10 protein-coding genes, 2 tRNA genes, 3 rRNA genes and 1 pseudogene are annotated in these 20165 nt (G+C 37.9%); 2 read left to right on the top strand and 14 right to left on the bottom strand.

Features of this window, described 5'->3' with window-relative positions; translation table 11 throughout:
* Window positions 1-8: 8 nt before the first annotated feature.
* From H5J24_RS19655 to H5J24_RS19665, 3 genes and pseudogenes are all read right to left on the bottom strand, one after another.
* The gene (locus tag H5J24_RS19655; protein ID WP_068940168.1) at window positions 9-776 is read right to left on the bottom strand and encodes a hypothetical protein; all 768 of its coding nucleotides are present in this window, start codon (window positions 774-776) and stop codon (window positions 9-11) included.
* A gap of 10 nt (window positions 777-786) precedes the next feature.
* Entirely contained in the window at window positions 787-1869 is a 1083-nt protein-coding gene (locus H5J24_RS19660) for a putative type IX sorting system protein PorV2 (RefSeq protein WP_068940082.1), read from the bottom strand.
* A 12-nt stretch (window positions 1870-1881) separates the two neighbouring features.
* Window positions 1882-2759: pseudogene (locus H5J24_RS19665) on the bottom strand (DMT family transporter).
* 202 nt (window positions 2760-2961) lie between these two features.
* Here H5J24_RS19665 and H5J24_RS19670 point away from each other — a divergent pair.
* Both H5J24_RS19670 and H5J24_RS19675 read left to right on the top strand, forming a co-directional pair.
* Complete coding sequence (locus H5J24_RS19670) at window positions 2962-3483, top strand: GNAT family N-acetyltransferase (protein WP_068940084.1); 522 nt, start codon at window positions 2962-2964, stop codon at window positions 3481-3483.
* A 274-nt stretch (window positions 3484-3757) separates the two neighbouring features.
* Entirely contained in the window at window positions 3758-5386 is a 1629-nt protein-coding gene (locus H5J24_RS19675; RefSeq protein ID WP_068940085.1) for an acyl-CoA carboxylase subunit beta, read from the top strand.
* Between the two features lie 83 nt (window positions 5387-5469).
* On the opposite strand, the gene H5J24_RS19680 is transcribed toward H5J24_RS19675, so the two are convergent.
* The 11 genes from H5J24_RS19680 to H5J24_RS19730 all read right to left on the bottom strand — a co-directional run bounded on the left by H5J24_RS19680 (window position 5470) and on the right by H5J24_RS19730 (window position 20160).
* Entirely contained in the window at window positions 5470-6909 is a 1440-nt protein-coding gene (locus H5J24_RS19680; protein ID WP_068940089.1) for an AAA family ATPase, read from the bottom strand.
* A 58-nt stretch (window positions 6910-6967) separates the two neighbouring features.
* Entirely contained in the window at window positions 6968-8086 is a 1119-nt protein-coding gene (locus H5J24_RS19685; protein WP_068940090.1) for a vWA domain-containing protein, read from the bottom strand.
* Window positions 8087-8566: 480 nt separating this feature from the next.
* Window positions 8567-8674: ribosomal RNA gene (rrf, locus tag H5J24_RS19690) — 5S ribosomal RNA — on the bottom strand.
* 179 nt (window positions 8675-8853) lie between these two features.
* Window positions 8854-11610 (bottom strand): 23S ribosomal RNA (locus H5J24_RS19695).
* A 157-nt stretch (window positions 11611-11767) separates the two neighbouring features.
* Window positions 11768-11841, bottom strand: a tRNA-Ala gene (locus H5J24_RS19700).
* A gap of 87 nt (window positions 11842-11928) precedes the next feature.
* A tRNA-Ile gene (locus H5J24_RS19705) sits at window positions 11929-12002 on the bottom strand.
* A gap of 208 nt (window positions 12003-12210) precedes the next feature.
* Window positions 12211-13727, bottom strand: a 16S ribosomal RNA gene (locus H5J24_RS19710).
* The 16S, 23S and 5S rRNA genes sit together here with 2 tRNA genes alongside, the layout of an rRNA operon.
* Window positions 13728-15041: 1314 nt before the next feature.
* Window positions 15042-15338, bottom strand: coding sequence for a VanZ family protein (locus H5J24_RS19715; RefSeq protein WP_346729926.1), 297 nt, complete (start codon window positions 15336-15338; stop codon window positions 15042-15044).
* A gap of 55 nt (window positions 15339-15393) precedes the next feature.
* A complete protein-coding gene (gcvH, locus tag H5J24_RS19720; protein ID WP_068938980.1) occupies window positions 15394-15771 on the bottom strand; it encodes a glycine cleavage system protein GcvH in 378 nt (125 codons plus the stop codon).
* A 128-nt stretch (window positions 15772-15899) separates the two neighbouring features.
* Entirely contained in the window at window positions 15900-19535 is a 3636-nt protein-coding gene (locus tag H5J24_RS19725) for a trypsin-like serine peptidase (protein WP_232815800.1), read from the bottom strand.
* A 7-nt stretch (window positions 19536-19542) separates the two neighbouring features.
* A complete protein-coding gene (locus H5J24_RS19730) occupies window positions 19543-20160 on the bottom strand; it encodes a hypothetical protein (protein ID WP_232815801.1) in 618 nt (205 codons plus the stop codon).
* Window positions 20161-20165 lie beyond the last annotated feature (5 nt).

The following is a 20165-nucleotide window of genomic DNA, read 5'->3' on the forward strand; positions in this document are numbered from 1 at the left end:
GAAATTCATTATTTTCCTGCAAAGATCTCTTTAGAATATCTTCCATCCGCCTGTGGAATATCAATTACAATACTCCCATTTTCAAAATAACCAATGGTTGTATTGCCATTCTCAAGCTTTACGATAAACACATCTTTTTTCGAAGTGGTTTTAAAGATTGCAAAAGGTACAGAACTTCCTGATTTCGCCAGGATAAACTGATTCGCATCAATCTGTATTTTTTGTACGGTCACGTTTCCATTCGAATAATTACCCGCTGCAGGTGTCATAGAAGACATTGAAACAGTTTCCGCCGTAGAAGTCTGAACAGGACTTGAAATAGTTGCAGCAGACTGGTTTTGATTCTTAGCTGGTAACATGGCAACAGGACTAGAAGTACTTACTTTTATTAAAGCTACCTTCAGAGCATCTGCCAGACCTTCTTCAAATTCTTTAATATTGGAGCTTCCTTTAGATTCAAGGATCACCTTATTATTACAATCTTTAAATTCCAGCATTAATTTGTTTGACAATAGACTTTTAACATTCAGAACATTAGCATTCAAAACATTGCATGAATTGTCTTTTGCTTCTGATGGCCACTGATCTATACTAGCAGGTAAGACCACATAATTTTTGCCTTTTAATGCTTTTGCTAAAGCAGCTTCCAATCCATAGCTATCTCCTTTGAATGTTGTAAATTCCTCCGGAATAGATACATATTTATAATCTGAAACCTTCTGTCCGAAAACAGCTGTTGAGCAAATTGCCAACATCAATATTGATAATTTTTTCATAACCTTCATTTTAATCATTTCTGAATGCCCCCATATCCAGTTTAAGAGAGAAGAAATTAGAATAGAAATTAGAACCGCCAATTCCTGAATTTGTAATCGCATAATCCAGGGTAAGTCCTCGATATCTTATCCCAATCCCCGCACTTGGCTGGAATGAAACTTTTCTTTTTAAATCTTCTATATCTGTAATAGACTGGAACCTATTGATCCCTAATCTCACAAAAATCATTTTCTGATAACCTAACTCAGCTCCCGCATAAGGACTGATACTTGCAAAATCAGTTGAAATTAAAGAAGCCGTTTTCGCAAAATCAACATTGATTCCCGCTTCCGGCAATACATAAACACTGCTGTTGATTTCAAATAGTTTACTTGCTCCTACATTAAGTTTAGGCATGGTAAGTTCCATTTTATCCTTTGGCGCCGGGTTGAATTCTTCACCGTTCACTACTGTGGATAATTCTTTCTGGTTAATGCTCCAAAAGTTAACAGTAGTGGTAATATCTCTTACCATTCCCCCGAATTTCCATCCGTTTTCACCTTTATAAATAGCACCCACATCAAAACCGAAACCATAACCATTCGCAAATTTACCTACATTTCTATAGACAATTTTTGCATTCACCCCAACATCAAGGTTTGGGTTTCCTCCAGGGCGGAATGCGTATGAAAGTATAGCAGCATAATCAGATTGAGAGAATTTTGTGATTTTATCATAATCAATATTCCCTTCTGAGTCAATCATCTGGGTAGTATTCAAAATATTATCTACCCCAAGTCTTACTACTGAAACTCCAAAAACACCTTCTTCCATTACCCTGGCATAGGCCAGATAATCATATTTTGCAATTGATTCAAAATATTCGGCATGCATTACAGCTCCCTGCCAGTCTTTTTCAACCCCCATTAAACCTGCCGGGTTCCACATAGGAGAATACACGTCATCCTGATTGGATATTACCGCACCTCCCATTGCCAGTCCTCGGGCTCCTGCTCCGATATTTAAGAATTCATTGGAATATTTCCTGATAATCTGAGATTGAGACAGCCCATAGAACAGTGAAAATGCAAGTAAAAAATATTTTTTCATCATATAAAATTGATGCTAGTTAAAGTTTTTAGTCTTTCTGGCTTTTATTAATCCATTTACAATGATTGCCAGTATCATAACTCCTGAAGCAATATAAAATATAGGGCTCATATGTTCTGATTCCCCAAAGATAAAAAAAGCTAGTATAATTCCGTAGACCGGTTCCAAATTAACTGTTAAAATTAGAGTAAAGGGTGATATATATTTCATTAAATTTACTGATTCCAACATAGGAAAAGCAGTGAAAACACTGGCTAATAAGCATATTAACGCTATATCACGGTAGTTTATTTCATTCATCTGAAAAATTTGGCCTGAGAACAAATAAAATACCATTAAAATAAACCATCCACAGAATATTTCGTAAAATATAATGTTCCCAGAACTCGTTTTTCCAAACATTTTACCATTAAAAACTGAAAATATGGTCCCAAAAACCGCACATAGAATACCATATATGATCCCTTCCTTGTACTGAAATTCAGTTTTAAAGATCAATAAGATACAGGCTACAATCACAACTCCCATCAACACCTCTGAAATATCAATCTTCCTTTTAAAGATAATAGGTTCCAAAATAGAAGCAAAGAGTGTGGATAATGATAAACAACTTAATGCAATGGAAACATTAGAAACTTTAATGGAATAAAAAAAGCAATACCAATGAAGCGCCATCGTAAAACCAATGGCTGCCAACTGGAAAAATATTTTTTTGAAACCTTTATACTTTCTTTTTTATAGATTCTGATGAATGCAAAAAGAAAGACCGCCGCAAACAACATTCTGTAAAATACAAGGATCTGAGCATTCGCATGAATCAGTTTTCCTAAAATTGCAGTGAATCCCCATAAAAATACTATTAAGTGCAATCTGAAAAGCGCTAATTTATGCATAACCTACCTTCTTTAAAATTTTAACAGGCAAATTTACAAATAGGCTTTTATAAATCTTATAAAAAATATAAATTTACTTTAATAAAAAAATGAAAAATAAAGTTTTTAATCATTTTTCTTCCTAATAGATGATCAATTCTGTTCATTTTCTCAAAAACAATGGCTATTAGAGAAAAAAAAACAATACTATTTCGATAAGCATATGAAATTACATCCAGATATTCAAATCAGTACACAACATCTAATCCTACTGCCTGTTGATGACTCATATATAGATGATATTTTAGAACATTTTACACAAGAAGTCACCAGATATATGCCTTTTAATCCACAAGGTGACAAAAAAGAGATTGAAAACTTTGTACAAACATCAAAAGAGAATTTATTACGAAATACAGATTTGGTCATGGTGGTTCTGGATTCAAATAAGGATTTTATTGGATGTTGTGGTATTCATCATATAACAGAAGAATCCATTGAGCTTGGCTTATGGTTAAAAAAGAGCTCTCAGGGAAAAGGATTAGGAACTGAAATTATAACAGCTCTTATCAGATTTCTGGAAAACAATTTCATATTTCAATACATTCTATATCCTGTAGACGAAGAAAATATAGCCAGCAAAAAAATTCCTGAAAAATTAGGATTCATTCCAGCAAAAAAATACAAAAAAAGTAAAGATAGCATCAATGACCTGAATATGGTAGAGTATAGAAAATACTATTAATCTATAATACAAAAAACCCTGAAAATTGGTTGAACTTTCAGGGCCTTCAAATAATAAACTATTAAAAAAATAAACTAGGAACTGAGTATTTTTCAGAGGATATCATCCTCTGTTACTCTTATGTAAAGTTAGAAAAAATATAGATTATTTAAAAATATTTTTTTGTTAAAAATTTCACAATTTACTAGTAACCAAACTATTAAACATCTGTTTTACTTCTTATTCACATTCCTCATAAAAATAGTATCTTTAAGCGTAAAAAATTGAAAATTCTATGGACATCGAATTCAACAAACGAGAAGATCAGAACAGATTAAAATTATCAGAGATAAATCGCTTGCTTGCCGAGATCAAAAAAGGAGGCGGCGAAAAGAGGCTTCAAAAGCTTCGTGAGGAAGGAAAAATGACAGCAAGAGAAAGGATAGACTATCTCCTTGATAAAGATTCTGATTCCATAGAAATTGGGGCTTTTGCAGGCTATGAAATGTATGAAGAACATGGTGGCTGTCCTAGTGGAGGAGTTGTAGTAGTAATGGGATATGTTTCCGGAAGACAATGTCTTGTTGTAGCTAATGATGCTTCTGTAAAAGCTGGAGCCTGGTTTCCTATCACAGGAAAGAAAAATCTGAGAGCACAGGAAATAGCTATGGAAAACAGACTTCCCATCATTTATCTTGTTGATTCTGCTGGTGTATACTTACCTATGCAGGACGAAATTTTCCCGGATAAAGAAATGTTCGGTAGAATATTCAGAAATAATGCTAAAATGAGTGCTTCAGGAATCATTCAGATTTCTGCTGTTATGGGAAGCTGTGTAGCAGGAGGAGCTTATCTTCCTATCATGAGCGATGAAGCTATGATTGTGGATAAAACAGGCTCTATTTTCCTGGCAGGAAGCTATCTTGTAAAAGCTGCGATTGGAGAAAGTATTGATAACGAAACATTGGGCGGAGCTACTACCCACTGTTCTATTTCAGGAGTTACTGATTATAAGGCTAAAGATGATAAAGATGCTTTAGACAGAATCAAAAACATTATGAAATCGATCGGAAGTACTGAAAAAGCAGGTTTCGACAGAATAGAAAGCTTCCCACCCAAAGAAAGTGCTGATCATATTTTCGGAATTATGCCGGTTTCCAGAGCCGAACAATATGATACCTATGAAATCATCAAATGTATTGTGGATAACTCCGAATATGAAGAATATAAACCAGACTATGGGAAAAGTATCATTTGTGCTACTGCAAGAGTAGATGGATGGTCTGTAGGAATTGTAGCCAATCAGAGAAAATTAGTAAAGAGTGGTAAAGGAGAAATGCAATTTGGAGGAGTAATCTATTCCGACTCTGCTGATAAAGCGACCCGATTTATTGCCAACTGTAATCAAAGAAAAATCCCTTTAATCTTCCTACAGGATGTTACCGGCTTCATGGTAGGTTCTAAATCTGAACATGGCGGAATCATCAAAGATGGTGCTAAAATGGTCAATGCTGTTTCCAATTCTGTAGTTCCTAAATTCACTATTATTACAGGAAATTCTTATGGAGCAGGAAATTATGCGATGTGTGGAAAAGCGTATGATCCTAGATTAATTGTAGCATGGCCTTGGGCAGATCTTGCAGTAATGGGTGGAGCACAGGCGGCAAAAGTATTAGCACAAATCCAGGAATCTACATTGAAAAAACAGGGTAAAGAAATTACTGAAGAAGAACACAACGCAATATTAGATACTATTTCAAAAAAATATCAAAAACAAACTGAATCTACCTACGCTGCTGCCAGATTATGGACAGATGCCATCATCAACCCAACAGACACCAGAAAATGGATTTCTATGGGAATAGAAGCGGCTAATCACTCTCCTATTACAGAGAAATTTAACCTCGGAGTTATCCAGGTCTGATCATCATTTGATTAAAAATATAAAAAAGATGTGGAAACTAATTCCACATCTTTTTGTTTTATACCCTTGAATTTTTTGAAAATTTAAGAAAAGAAAACTCCCGTTCTGAATCTTTCTTTATTCAGTTTCTTGTTAACAGCCAATCCCCAAAGAATAAATTCCTTTAAAAATAAAATATCTTCCGGTTGAGTGTCTGGCTGATATTTTTCAATGATCTGATCAAGAGGATGAATTCTGTTAAGAGATTTTGCATAGGCTTCATCCGAAGATTCATCTGTAATTTCCAAGAAACCATCGTCCTCTAAAAACCAATCTGTAATCTGGCTAAACGGTCCATCAATGCTCTTTTTCTCCAGTCTTTCCACTTTCGGGAAATAAGAGGTGAATAAAGTTCTGATCGCGTTATCAATTAATAATTGAGCCACCGCTTCTGCTCCTTCCTGTTCGCCTTCATACACCAATTCCACCTTTCCTGTGATGGCAGGAATTACCCCCACAAAATCGCTTAGCCTTACAGAAGTTGCTTCGTCACCTGTTAATAAAGATCTGCGTTCAGCCGTACTCAATAAGTTTTCGAAAGCTGTAATACTCATACGGGCACTTACTCCACTTTTTGAATCTACATATTCACTTTCACGAGCTTCAAAACCAATCTGTTCCAAAAGATCTTTCGCTAAAGAAGGAACATACACTCCATTTTTCTGACGACTGTCTAAGCTGGATTCATAATTGGTAATTTCTCTTGCAATATTGATATTTTCAGGATAATGAGTCAAAATCTGTGATCCTATACGATCTTTCAGCGGCGTCACAATACTTCCTCTGTTGGTATAATCTTCAGGATTTGCTGTAAAAACAAATTGTATATCCAGAGGCATTCTCACTTTAAATCCACGAATCTGCACATCACCTTCCTGCAAAATATTAAATAAAGAAACCTGAATCCTCGCCTGAAGATCCGGCAATTCATTAATGACAAAAATACAACGGTTCGCACGTGGGATCATCCCAAAGTGAATGACACGGTCGTCTGCATAAGAAAGTTTAAGATTAGCAGCTTTAATAGGATCCACATCACCGATCAGGTCGGCAACCGTAACATCCGGAGTCGCAAGTTTCTCGAAAAACCTTTCATCGCGGTGAAGCCATTCTATTGGAGTATGATCTCCTTCTTTTTCAATTAATTCTTTAGCATAACGGGAAATTGGATGAAATGGATCATCATTAATCTCGCTTCCTTCAATAAAAGGAATCCATTCATCCAGTAAAGAGGTCATCATTCTGGCCAATCTTGTTTTCGCCTGACCTCTCAATCCTAATAAATTGATGTTATGACGGCTTAGAATAGCATGTTCCAATTGAGGGATAACCGTATTTTCATATCCGAAAATCCCTTCAAATACAGACTCTTTATTACGAATTTTAGTTTTTAAATTATCTCTTAATTCGTCTTTTATATTTTTTGAAAGATATCCTGAAGTTCTTAATGAACCTAGTGTTTTTATGTTTGGCTTTTCAGTCATTGTATTTAAAATCTGATTTTATAAACTTTGAAATATATTTTTAATGAATAATAATTTTTTAACGGATTCTTTTCTTACGATTGGTCTCATAATCCTCAAAAATCATATGTCCTAATCCATTGAGTCCTGTATAGAAGGCCTTCCCTTGATTAGCTTCTGTAAATTCGCTCACAAAACGCTGCAGATAAGGATCCTGTGCAATCATAAACGTAGTAATTGGAATATGCAGCCTTCTCGCCTGAGAGGCCATATTATAACATTTCTGGACAACATATTCATCCAAACCGTAAGAATTCATATAATAACTACCATCAGCCTGACGAACACAGCTTGGTTTTCCATCGGTAATCATGAAAATCTGTTTATTGGTATTCCTCTTTCTTCGCAAAATATCCATTGCCAATTGAAGTCCGGCAACTGTATTGGTATGATAAGGACCAACCTGCAGATAAGGCAGCTCCTGAATTTTAACAGGCCATGCATCGTCACCAAAAACAATGATATCCAGCGTATCTTTTGGATAGCGGGTTGTAATCAGTTCTGCAAGCGCCATTGCTACTTTTTTCGCCGGCGTGATACGGTCTTCACCATACAATATCATACTGTGGCTAATATCAATCATCAAAACGGTACTCATCTGTGACTGATGAATACTGTCTTCTACAATGAGATCATCTTCAGTAAGATGAAAATCTCCGATTCCGTTATTGATTTGGGCATTCTTAAGACTTTCCGTAATAGAAATTTTCTCTACCGGATCTCCAAAATTATAATTACGGAATTCTCCTGTTGTATCCTCTCCCGTTCCGCTCTTATTGGTTTTATGATTTCCGTTACCACTTTTCCCAAGGTTTCCGAATATTTGATTAAGCGCTTGTTTACGAATATTTTGTTCCATTTTTGCACTCAGGCGAATTCCATTTCCTCCATTAGGATCAATTTCTTCGCGGATATATCCTTTCTTTTTAAGGTCCTCAATAAAGTCATCAATAGTATATTCCGGAGTAGTAAGCTGATATTCTTCATCCAGCATTCGAAGCCAATCAATGGCTTCATCAAAATCTCCAGAAGTATGGGTTAACAAATCTGTAAAAATTTCCAGTAACCGATCGAATACGGAGAGTTCCGGTGCTTTGTAAGTTTCAAATCTGAACCCTCTCACAATATGCTCTTTCATACATTAAAGTTACAACATAAATAAAAGTTCTTTAAGAGATTTAGTCTATTGTAGTTTTTATGAATAGAAATAATCTTGATACTATATGCAAAATACATTCAGGAGCTTAATCCTGCTATCCACTCATACTCCTCACACTGAGCCGGCCACCCTCAAACCCTGCCACTCTCCAACTCTTGTTGCGGGGTAACCGTTGCTATCAGGGCTAGAAAGGAGGTGTAAATGATAAATATTGGTTTGATGTAGTGATACCATGAGTGTATCTGTTATAGAATAAAGAATAAAGAATAAAGAACCGTATAAGAAACCGGTGGTAGGAATAGGAATAGCAGCAACACGGGAATACAAGTATCATTTGATTACTCATTACTCATTGCTGATTACTGATATTTTCTCTTTGCTTTCCCTTGGGGATAAAAAGTATAACGCAAAAAAAAAGTCTCACACATTGCTGTATGAGACTTTTAAAAATAAAATAAAAACTGGCGGCGGCCTACTCTCCCGCGTTAGCAGTACCATCGGCGCTGGTGGGCTTAACTTCTGTGTTCGGAATGGGAACAGGTGAGCCCCACCGCTAAAACCACCCTAAAGGTTGTATATAGCAGCTGGCTTATTGCTTATTGCTATTGGCTTGTATGCCAATCGCTAATTGCTTTTTGCCAATTGCGTTTTTAAGCGATAAAAACTTTCACAAAGACAAAACCTTTACTGCGCATAAAGTACTTGTCTATTTAATATGATATTATTCTAGATTACAGCAACCAATAGGCTATAAATCTACGGGTAATTAGTACTACTTGGCTATGACATTACTGTCTTTACACCTATAGCCTATCAACGTCGTCATCTACAACGACCCTTAAAAGATGTCTCATCTTGAGGCGAGTTTCGCACTTATATGCTTTCAGTGCTTATCTCTTCCAAACGTAGCTACTCAGCGGTGCACCTGGCGGTACAACTGATACACCAGAGGTTTGTTCAATTCGGTCCTCTCGTACTAGAATCAAGCCCTCTCAAACATCTAACGCCCGCAATAGATAGAGACCGAACTGTCTCACGACGTTCTGAACCCAGCTCGCGTGCCACTTTAATGGGCGAACAGCCCAACCCTTGGGACCTTCTCCAGCCCCAGGATGTGACGAGCCGACATCGAGGTGCCGAACCTCCCCGTCGATGTGAGCTCTTGGGGGAGACTAGCCTGTTATCCCCGGAGTACCTTTTATCCTATGAGCGATGGCCCTTCCATACGGAACCACCGGATCACTATGTCCTGCTTTCGCACCTGATCGACTTGTTGGTCTCACAGTCAAGCACCCTTATGCCATTACACTCTACGCACGGTTACCAAGCGTGCTGAGGGTACCTTTGAAAGCCTCCGTTACTCTTTTGGAGGCGACCACCCCAGTCAAACTACCCACCACGCAATGTCCTTCTAAAAGAAGTTAGGCTCCAAGTAAGTAAAGGGTGGTATTTCAACGTCGGCTCCACAAACACTAGCGTGCCTGCTTCAAAGCCTCCCACCTATCCTACACATTACTTACTCAAAGTCAATACGAAGTTATAGTAAAGGTTCACAGGGTCTTTTCGTCCCATTGCGGGTAATCGGCATCTTCACCGATACTACAATTTCACCGAGCTCGTGGCTGAGACAGTGCCCAGATCGTTACACCATTCGTGCAGGTCGGAACTTACCCGACAAGGAATTTCGCTACCTTAGGACCGTTATAGTTACGGCCGCCGTTTACTGGGGCTTCAGTTAATGCCTTCGGTTTAAACCTAAGCACCTTCCTTAACCTTCCAGCACCGGGCAGGTGTCAGACCCTATACAGCATCTTTCGATTTAGCAGAGTCCTGTGTTTTTGATAAACAGTCGCCTGGGCCTCTTCACTGCGGCCACCATTGCTGATGGCGTCTCTTCTTCCGAAGTTACGAGACTATTTTGCCTAGTTCCTTAGCCACGACTCACTCGAGCACCTTAGGATTCTCTCCTCGACCACCTGTGTCGGTTTTGGTACGGGTTGCTTCACTTCGGCTTTTCTTGGATCAGATTACACTGCAGCAGCTTCGCCCGAAGGCTAGGCCTTGACTATTCCGTCAGTCTCCAGCAGCTACATCCAACCGTCCCCTTTATTCGTGAGCAAGTATGGGAATATTAACCCATTGTCCATCCACTACCCCTTTCGGGTTCGCGTTAGGTCCCGACTAACCCTCAGCTGATTAGCATGGCTGAGGAAGCCTTGGTCTTTCGGTGAGCAGGTTTCTCGCCTGCTTTATCGTTACTTATGCCTACATTTTCTTTTCTATCCGCTCCACAATACCTCACAGTACTGCTTCGGCGCAAATAGAATGCTCTCCTACCAGATGTATCTTAAATACAAATCCATAGCTTCGGTAATATGTTTATGCCCGATTATTATCCATGCCGGACCGCTCGACTAGTGAGCTGTTACGCACTCTTTAAATGAATGGCTGCTTCCAAGCCAACATCCTAGCTGTCAATGCAGTCCAACCGCGTTGCTTCAACTTAACATATATTTTGGGACCTTAGCTGTTGGTCTGGGTTCTTTCCCTCTCGGACATGGACCTTAGCACCCATGCCCTCACTGCCGTAGAACATTTATTAGCATTCGGAGTTTGTCAGGAATTGGTAGGCGATGAAACCCCCGCATCCAATCAGTAGCTCTACCTCTAATAAACTTATATACGACGCTGCACCTAAATGCATTTCGGAGAGTACGAGCTATCTCCCAGTTTGATTGGCCTTTCACCCCTACCCACAGGTCATCCGAAGACTTTTCAACGTCAACCGGTTCGGTCCTCCACTCTGTGTTACCAGAGCTTCAACCTGCCCATGGGTAGATCACAAGGTTTCGCGTCTAATCCTACTAACTATACGCCCTATTCAGACTCGCTTTCGCTCCGGCTCCGGTACTTAATACCTTAACCTCGCTAGTAAAATTAACTCGTAGGCTCATTATGCAAAAGGCACGCCGTCACAGCTTAATGCTGCTCCGACCGCTTGTAGGCGTACGGTTTCAGGTTCTATTTCACCCTTCTATTCGAAGTGCTTTTCACCTTTCCTTCACAGTACTTGTTCACTATCGGTCTTTCAGGAGTATTTAGCCTTGGAGGATGGTCCCCCCATATTCAGACAGGATTTCACGTGTCCCGCCCTACTCATTTATCACTCAAATATGCCTTTCATATACGGGGCTATCACCCGCTACGGCTGTTCTTTCCAGAACATTCTATTAAACATATATTAGCTTTTGGGCTAATCCGCTTTCGCTCGCCACTACTTACGGAATCTCTTCGATTTCTTTTCCTCCGGGTACTTAGATGTTTCAGTTCTCCGGGTTTGCTCCTCTTACGAGGTGACTGGTCTTCAACCAGCCGGGTTGCCCCATTCGGACATCTGCGGATCAATTCGTGTGTGCCAATCCCCGCAGCTTTTCGCAGCTTACCACGTCCTTCTTCGCCTCTGAAAGCCTAGGCATCCGCCATACGCCCTTAACGATTTCTTTCCTATTTTTAGGTTACTCAAGCGCTTTATGCGCTCGGTTTTCTCTTTGTGATGTCTTTACCGTTAATGTCAATGATCTTAATGTCTTCTTTTCCAACTGATGAACAAATGTTGTTTTTGGCTCCATTCGTAACTTTTAAATCAGTCTTCCAAAACTGTGGAGAATAAGGGAGTCGAACCCTTGACCTCCTGCGTGCAAGGCAGGCGCTCTAGCCAGCTGAGCTAATTCCCCCTCTAGTAGACTTCAGATGTCAGATTCTAGATCTCAGACCTAAATGTCTGATGTCTATTATCTCATATCTTCCCGTCTTTTAATTAGTAGTCTCGGGCAGGCTCGAACTGCCGACCTCTACATTATCAGTGTAGCGCTCTAACCAGCTGAGCTACGAGACTGTCTCTTAGACTATCAGATTTCAGATAATAGATATCAGATTTAACTGACCATCTTATCTTACATCCTCGTCTCTCTCAATCCCTTTACTAATTTCTAGTGGGTTTTGTATTTTTAATATAATTCAACCAAACAAAAAACTAAAGCTGGAACTTTAAGTAAGTTCTGTATCTTGCGATACTAATTTTTTTATCGTCCGAAGACGCTCTAAAATGAGATGTTCCAGCCGCACCTTCCGGTACGGCTACCTTGTTACGACTTAGCCCTAGTTACCTGTTTTACCCTAGGCAGCTCCTGTTACGGTCACCGACTTCAGGTACCCCAGACTTCCATGGCTTGACGGGCGGTGTGTACAAGGCCCGGGAACGTATTCACCGCGCCATGGCTGATGCGCGATTACTAGCGATTCCAGCTTCATAGAGTCGAGTTGCAGACTCCAATCCGAACTGAGACCGGCTTTCGAGATTTGCATCACATCGCTGTGTAGCTGCCCTCTGTACCGGCCATTGTATTACGTGTGTGGCCCAAGGCGTAAGGGCCGTGATGATTTGACGTCATCCCCACCTTCCTCTCTACTTGCGTAGGCAGTCTCACTAGAGTCCCCAACTTAATGATGGCAACTAGTGACAGGGGTTGCGCTCGTTGCAGGACTTAACCTAACACCTCACGGCACGAGCTGACGACAACCATGCAGCACCTTGAAAAATGTCCGAAGAAAAGTCTATTTCTAAACCTGTCATTTCCCATTTAAGCCTTGGTAAGGTTCCTCGCGTATCATCGAATTAAACCACATAATCCACCGCTTGTGCGGGCCCCCGTCAATTCCTTTGAGTTTCAAACTTGCGTTCGTACTCCCCAGGTGGCTAACTTATCACTTTCGCTTAGTCTCTGAATCCGAAAATCCAAAAACGAGTTAGCATCGTTTACGGCGTGGACTACCAGGGTATCTAATCCTGTTCGCTCCCCACGCTTTCGTCCATCAGCGTCAGTTGTTGCTTAGTAACCTGCCTTCGCAATTGGTGTTCTAAGTAATATCTATGCATTTCACCGCTACACTACTTATTCCAGCTACTTCAACAACACTCAAGACCTGCAGTATCAATGGCAGTTTCACAGTTAAGCTGTGAGATTTCACCACTGACTTACAGATCCGCCTACGGACCCTTTAAACCCAATAAATCCGGATAACGCTTGCACCCTCCGTATTACCGCGGCTGCTGGCACGGAGTTAGCCGGTGCTTATTCGTATAGTACCTTCAGCTACTCTCACGAGAGTAGGTTTATCCCTATACAAAAGAAGTTTACAACCCATAGGGCCGTCGTCCTTCACGCGGGATGGCTGGATCAGGCTCTCACCCATTGTCCAATATTCCTCACTGCTGCCTCCCGTAGGAGTCTGGTCCGTGTCTCAGTACCAGTGTGGGGGATCACCCTCTCAGGCCCCCTAAAGATCGCAGACTTGGTGAGCCGTTACCTCACCAACTATCTAATCTTGCGCGTGCCCATCTCTATCCACCGGAGTTTTCAATATCCATCGATGCCGATAAATATATTATGGGGTATTAATCTCCCTTTCGAAAGGCTATCCCCCAGATAAAGGCAGGTTGCACACGTGTTCCGCACCCGTGCGCCGCTCTCAGGTCTCCGAAGAAACCCTACCGCTCGGCTTGCATGTGTTAGGCCTCCCGCTAGCGTTCATCCTGAGCCAGGATCAAACTCTCCATTGTATGTTTGTCTGACTCACTCAAAGTTTTTAACGCTTTAGTTTTTCCTTACTTGGTTGTTATATTGTATGTCAATGATCTTTATATCTTTCGCTTTGTAACGAAGCAACCTCTCTGTCAGTGTCGCTCCGTATTTGCGAGTGCAAAAGTAAAACTTTATTTTGTAATGACCAAATGTTTTGAAAGAAAATTTTAAAGTTTTTTAAGTAACCTTAACCTCTATCATAACCCTCAATCTCTCTACTCCTGCGCTCCCTTAATTGGGACTGCAAAGATACAAACTCTTTTTTAACTCACAACTTTTATTTGATAAAAATTAAAAGTTTTTTTTCGTTTGATCCCTTAGTAGATTATAATGTTTATGCTTATTTAAAAGCTCTTCTGCGCTTACTGATACTCTCGTTTTCAGTGGGGCAAAGATAGAAACTTCATCCATACCCCGCAACTTTATTTAACATAAAGTTTACACCAATATTGCAATTGTGGATAAGTATTACACATAATATATTGATTGATTTATCTTTACGTACCATTTTACACTTATCCACAATCATTGAGTTGTTTTTTTTGAAAGATATGAAATCCCATTATAGAGGTGATATAACAGGTATTTTTACATATTATATACTACTATTATATATTACGAAATACAAAATTGGGGATTGCAAGTTTGGCAACAGCCAGGGGAAGCGTTTTTATATTATTTGAGCGGGCTTCTTTCGCATAAGCCCAGAATTATTACCCACTACCTTACGCCGGTAAGAAAAACGGAGAGTATCTATGGTATTAAATATGATTTTACAGGAAAAAAATAAAGGTTAAAAGTTTGTGTTTATTATTTTCCCCACAGATGACACAGATTTTCATAGAGAAGAAATGACAGGATGACCACCCCGTCAAAAATTCTTTGAATTTTTGACACCCCTCCAAAGGATGGGAATGATGGAAGCCGACCCATATGGATAATCGTGATCATATTAATTGATGCCAACCTATTACCTATTACCTATTACCTATTACCTATTACCTATTACCTATTACCTATTACTTATTACCTATTACCTATTATTTATAAATCCGTCCCCTACCCTAGCCCCGATAGGAACGGTTACCCCACAACAAGAGTTGGAGAGTGGGAGGGTTTGAGGGTGGCCAGCTCAGTGTGAGGAGTATAAGTGGATAGCGGGATCAAGCTCCTGAAGAAGTTTGAAGGTATGAAGCGTGCTAGAGTTCGAGAGTGTAAGGACTGAGAAGAATAAGGATGTATAGAATCAATATAGAAACCTCATCCGGATAAAGTGGACTTCTAAAATAGGATTAGAAAAATCGTTTGATCAAAAGCTTATAGGCCCAATAGCCAATGAGGCAACCTACTGTGTCTGCAACAATATCCAATGTTTCCATAGATCTCCCCAATCCCATTTCTTCTTGCAGAATTTCTGTAAGGAAGGCATATATAAGGATGATCTGAAAAAAATAAGAAAATTTGTTTTTTGGAAATGCGGCAATGAAAGAAAATCCTAAAGCGGCAAATATACTTACGTGCAACACTTTATCAATACCGCTGAACATGAACCAGTATTCGTGGTTCTCTTCTCCTGGTTTGAGAAGCATATAAGTAAGAAATGCCCAATAAATGGGCAATATCTTACTAAATATTTTTGAAATTTTATCCAATGATCGCCTGGTAATCTTCTGCAGAAAGCAATTCAGACTGATCTGCACCGTCAGCAAGTTCTAACTTGATGATCCATCCGTCTCCATAAGGATCTGTATTCAACAGTTCCGGCTGATCTTCCAAATCTGAGTTGAATTCGATAACCTTCCCTGCAATAGGTAAGAATAAGTCTGAAACAGTTTTTACTGCTTCTACACTTCCGAAAACGTCCCCGCCATTAAGATCATCATCTACAGTATCTACATCTACATAAACGATGTCTCCAAGTTCTCCCTGAGCAAAGTCTGTAATACCAATTGTAGCTACATTACCCTCGATCTTGATCCATTCGTGATCTTTCGTGTACTTTAATTCTGATGGTGTGTTCATTTTTTAATTTTTATTTTCTACAAATGTATTCAAAATTCTAAAAGGTTCAAAGCCTTAATAGGGATCTTCAATAAATTTTGGATGTAAATAAAAAAATCGCTGCAAAAGCAGCGATTTAGATTAATCAATTATTTTTTAATAATCTTATTTGGATAGTTCTTTCCGTTTACATCTATGAGAGTTACCATATAAATCCCGGAAGGATATTGAGATAAGTTAACCTGAATAGTATCCAAGGATGATAAATCCTTTGTTATGATCTTTTTCCCATCTAATGCATATACATCCAATGTTCTGAACTTTTTCCCATTAAAATCAATATTTAATATGTCTTTGGTAGGGTTTGGATATAATTTAATGCTCTTATCGATAACAACTTCCTGACTTGAAAGAGTAGCGTTAAGTACAATTTCACCATAATATGGCTCATTTACTAAATTCACCCCAGCCTGTTTAAGATATATGGTTTCATTAGGAGTTTCTGTTAATTTGGGGTTGAGCATATCATCAAAGGTAAGAGAACACGCAGGAATATCTACTGGCAATGGGGCTTGTGCTTTTGCAGTGAATTCGACTCCATCTGTAGCAGCAACACTAAATCCAGGTTTCATAACAACAGAATATTTTCCGGATATAGTCACACTTTTATACCCTGTCAGCTTCTGTGTTTTATTATCTAAAATGACTGTTTTCGTATCATATGTTGTAGCGTTAAAATCATACCCGAAGTTGGGTGATCTATATAAAAACATATTTAAACCACTATATGTTAAATTTTTAAACTCTTCTCTTCCATTCACAACAATACCCGCACTAAAATAATAGTTATCCAGTTTTTTTGGGCGATGATAGGCTGCTGGATAAAATACATTATCATTATTTCTTATATATGGATGCGCTAAATAATCTATCTCTCTTATGCTAAACTTCCTGAGTCTTAAAGTATTTCCATAATAATCATCAGCACTAATTACATATCGGCTGTCGAATGCTCCAACATCCTTCCATTTAAGCGGAAAGTTTTTATCTTTTTTCCAATTTCCACTACCATCTTTTATAAAATTCTGATAGAAGTGATTTCCATATTCACTACTCGCATTAGGTTTCCAGCCTACATTGGTTAATTTAATTATCTCATTATCTTTTATAATAAAATTAGACCCGGAACCATATACATATTTAAAATCATCAGGCATCGTAATGTGAGAAGAGGTAGCAGAATTACTTAATAAATTTACTTGTATAAGTTCAAAAAAGCTAGCCCCATTAGTGTTTTTATAAACTACATTATATACATTATCTGATTTTTTGAATATAAATATAGGATCCTGAATACCATTTGCACCAGGGTTTGACATAAAAGGATTTGACAATGATGCCTGTAATGTAAGAGCAGCAGAGTTCAAAGAGACACTATAAATATTCATTTTATTTTGTCCCGGCACTACCATAAACACTTTATCTCCAACAATTTTTGTATACCCATTAGAAGGTAAATTTCCTATTGGATTTGTGTCTATTTGCCAGCCAGTGTTTTGCCCGCTATAAAAACAGGAATACATTTTTCTGACTGAGTTTTGATTCACAACCAGCATTAAATGATCATTATCAAATTCATAATAGCGCTCAGTCGTCATATTCTGCTGTTGATAAAAAAGTGTTTTATAATTTTCAAACACCAGTTCGTTGTTTATAATTTTATAAGATTGGAGTTCATATGTATTATAAAAATTATTGGCTACATTACTTCCACCCCATCTTCTTTCTTCAATAATAATATGAACTCTATCCTCGGTAACTCCTACAACATTTATTATATAATTATCAAATTCACCAATTGTTCCTGAATTCTTCATTACTATTTTAGCAGGTTTTATATACTTAAGCTTATTACAATCAACTATTTTATATATTCCCCAAAGCTGAAGTTTAGGTAAATAGTAATTTATATTAGTATAGCGAATATTATATATATTTTCACTCATAGCAAATGTATTTTTATTAGGAGACATAACCGACCTATAATAATAAAAATTTGCATCCACTTCTTGCTGTGTATTAGTCCCACTACTATTTTCTTTCAAATAGATTTTTTTTCCCCATGTATTGGCAGGATGAACCCGTTCTCCGTTGATATCAATTGGTTCATCTTCCCATATTATTGGTTGAGTTCCACCTCCACCTCCTGGATTAACAATAATGGGCGCACCAATTTGAATACCAGATGGACAATATGGTCCTATAGATTGTACATTTGTTCCGTTTGGATTCAACCATGGAGACATGGTATAATAATTATTTGAAAACCTTGAATAATATGTATAAAATCTACCACCTGTAGCATTATAAATATGTGGATGATTACAATTAAAAACATCCGGATCAGGACCTGTTGACATAGACCCTATTAGCTTATCAAAACTGTTAAACAAAGGGGATCCTGAAGAACCTTTTTCTACAATACCATTTCTCCAGGAGTTCTGTAAAAATGTTCCATCTGTGGCTGGGAGAAAGGGAATACTATACCCATTAAATAATGTTGAGTTATTACCCGTTACTGGATATACTTCCTGAACTAAAGATATTTTTTTCACATCACCTTTGGGATGATGTACTGAATATGAATTTGTAGGATTTACAGAATATGCGTTAGGATTATTATCCCAGCCTGCATAACAAATGTTATATTTGGCCAAGTCAGTTGCAGTTGTATTCAATTTTATCAGAGCATAATCTAAAGAAGTTGCAGGACTTTGTGTCAATAGGGTACAACCAAAAACAGAATTATTAGATAATACTGCCGGAGCATCTGCTCCGTTACTTGTACAGCTTAATGCTTCATAGTTAAATAAAGTGATTAATTCTGTACTCCAATTGATATTATTATTGGCAGCTTCATACCCTATACAATGCGCAGCTGTCAAAAAATAGGGTTCTCCATTTTGAGCAGTATTATTCATTAAGTTCCCTGAACAACTTGCTGAATATTTGTGCGTATTGGTTCCCCATTGATATATAGGGTATAGCATTAGACCTACAGATTTCATATTTCTTGCTTTATTATTATATGTAAAGTCACATGCAATATTATTATGACAATTTCCTGCCGAACCGTACGCTCCACTATAAAAATCATTAAAAGAATGAATAATTTTTTCAGTAACTAATAGGGGTTTATCAGGACTATTGATAGGATAAGAAAGTTCTATATAAAATATATTTCCAGGTATGGGCTGTGTTCCAAATTCTAATCCTTTATTCTTAGGATCCGGATTATTTTTATCATTAAACTCCCCTAAGATAAAACCATTTTCTGCATACAAAAAGAGCTTACTATCTTTTGGTAAAAGATATTTTTTAAAATAAATCTGCAGTGCTTTGGCATCTGAAGATTTAACCTTACATAAATAATAATATCTTCCATCATACTCAATCCTATTATTATCATCCGCTATATTAATTTCTCTGTAAACAGCTTTACCGTAGATATTTTGATTTACATAATCTTTATCTTTTAATTCAGCAACTTCATTGATGATTTGCTGGTTATTAACCCCATCTGTTTCAAATGTTCTAATATTTTGTTTTAGTTGCAATAAGGGAATAGCATTTCCTAAAGAGTTTCTATATTCCTCTCTAATTGTAATACGCCCTTCGGAAACTAATTTATCGTATAGAAAAGGATATCCGTTATCTCCAATCTGACTTTTAAAAAGGCTTATTAAAAGTATGGATAATAAAAAAGTATATTTTAGCTTTTCCATGGTAAAATCATTTCTTATTAAATTTTAATTTAAAGATTTCTTTCATCAGCTTATCATTGTTCTCCTTAAGTATTTTAAGTTGTTTATTCTGCTCAATGGAATACAATGTTAGTTCTTCAATTTTCTGTAACAATTTGATCTGGAACTCACCTACATTCACTCCTTCTTTTTCCATCTCTTTTGCAGAAGCTATTTCTGGAAGATGTTTCTTTTCTTTGATATGTTTTTCAATTGTCTCTAAATTTGGGAGGTTATAGTTTTCATCAAATACAAAATCTGCTGTAGGAGTAAGCGTAACTTTAATTTCTTTTGCTTCAAATTTTCCTTGGAGAGAGGCATTATCTCCTTTTACCAATAAAGAAGATCCCAATCTTGTTCCTCCCGTAAAATCATTCCCATAATTGAATGCTAAAACATTTCCGTCATCATGAACCATTGCTCTTCCCCCAGAACCTCTTAATGGATACTCAAACCGCAAGTCTGCAGCTCCATTAAATATAAATTTTCCCACATCCCCTACTCTGAATGTGCCCTTCACATCTAAATTATATAAGGGATTATCTGTTCCTATCCCAACGTTCTGATTATTCTGATTTACATTAATTCGGGAACTGAATGCTGGCATAGCGC

Origin of the sequence: Chryseobacterium capnotolerans, from assembly GCF_021278965.1 — a bacterium.
Classification (GTDB): Bacteria; Bacteroidota; Bacteroidia; order Flavobacteriales; family Weeksellaceae; genus Chryseobacterium; species Chryseobacterium capnotolerans.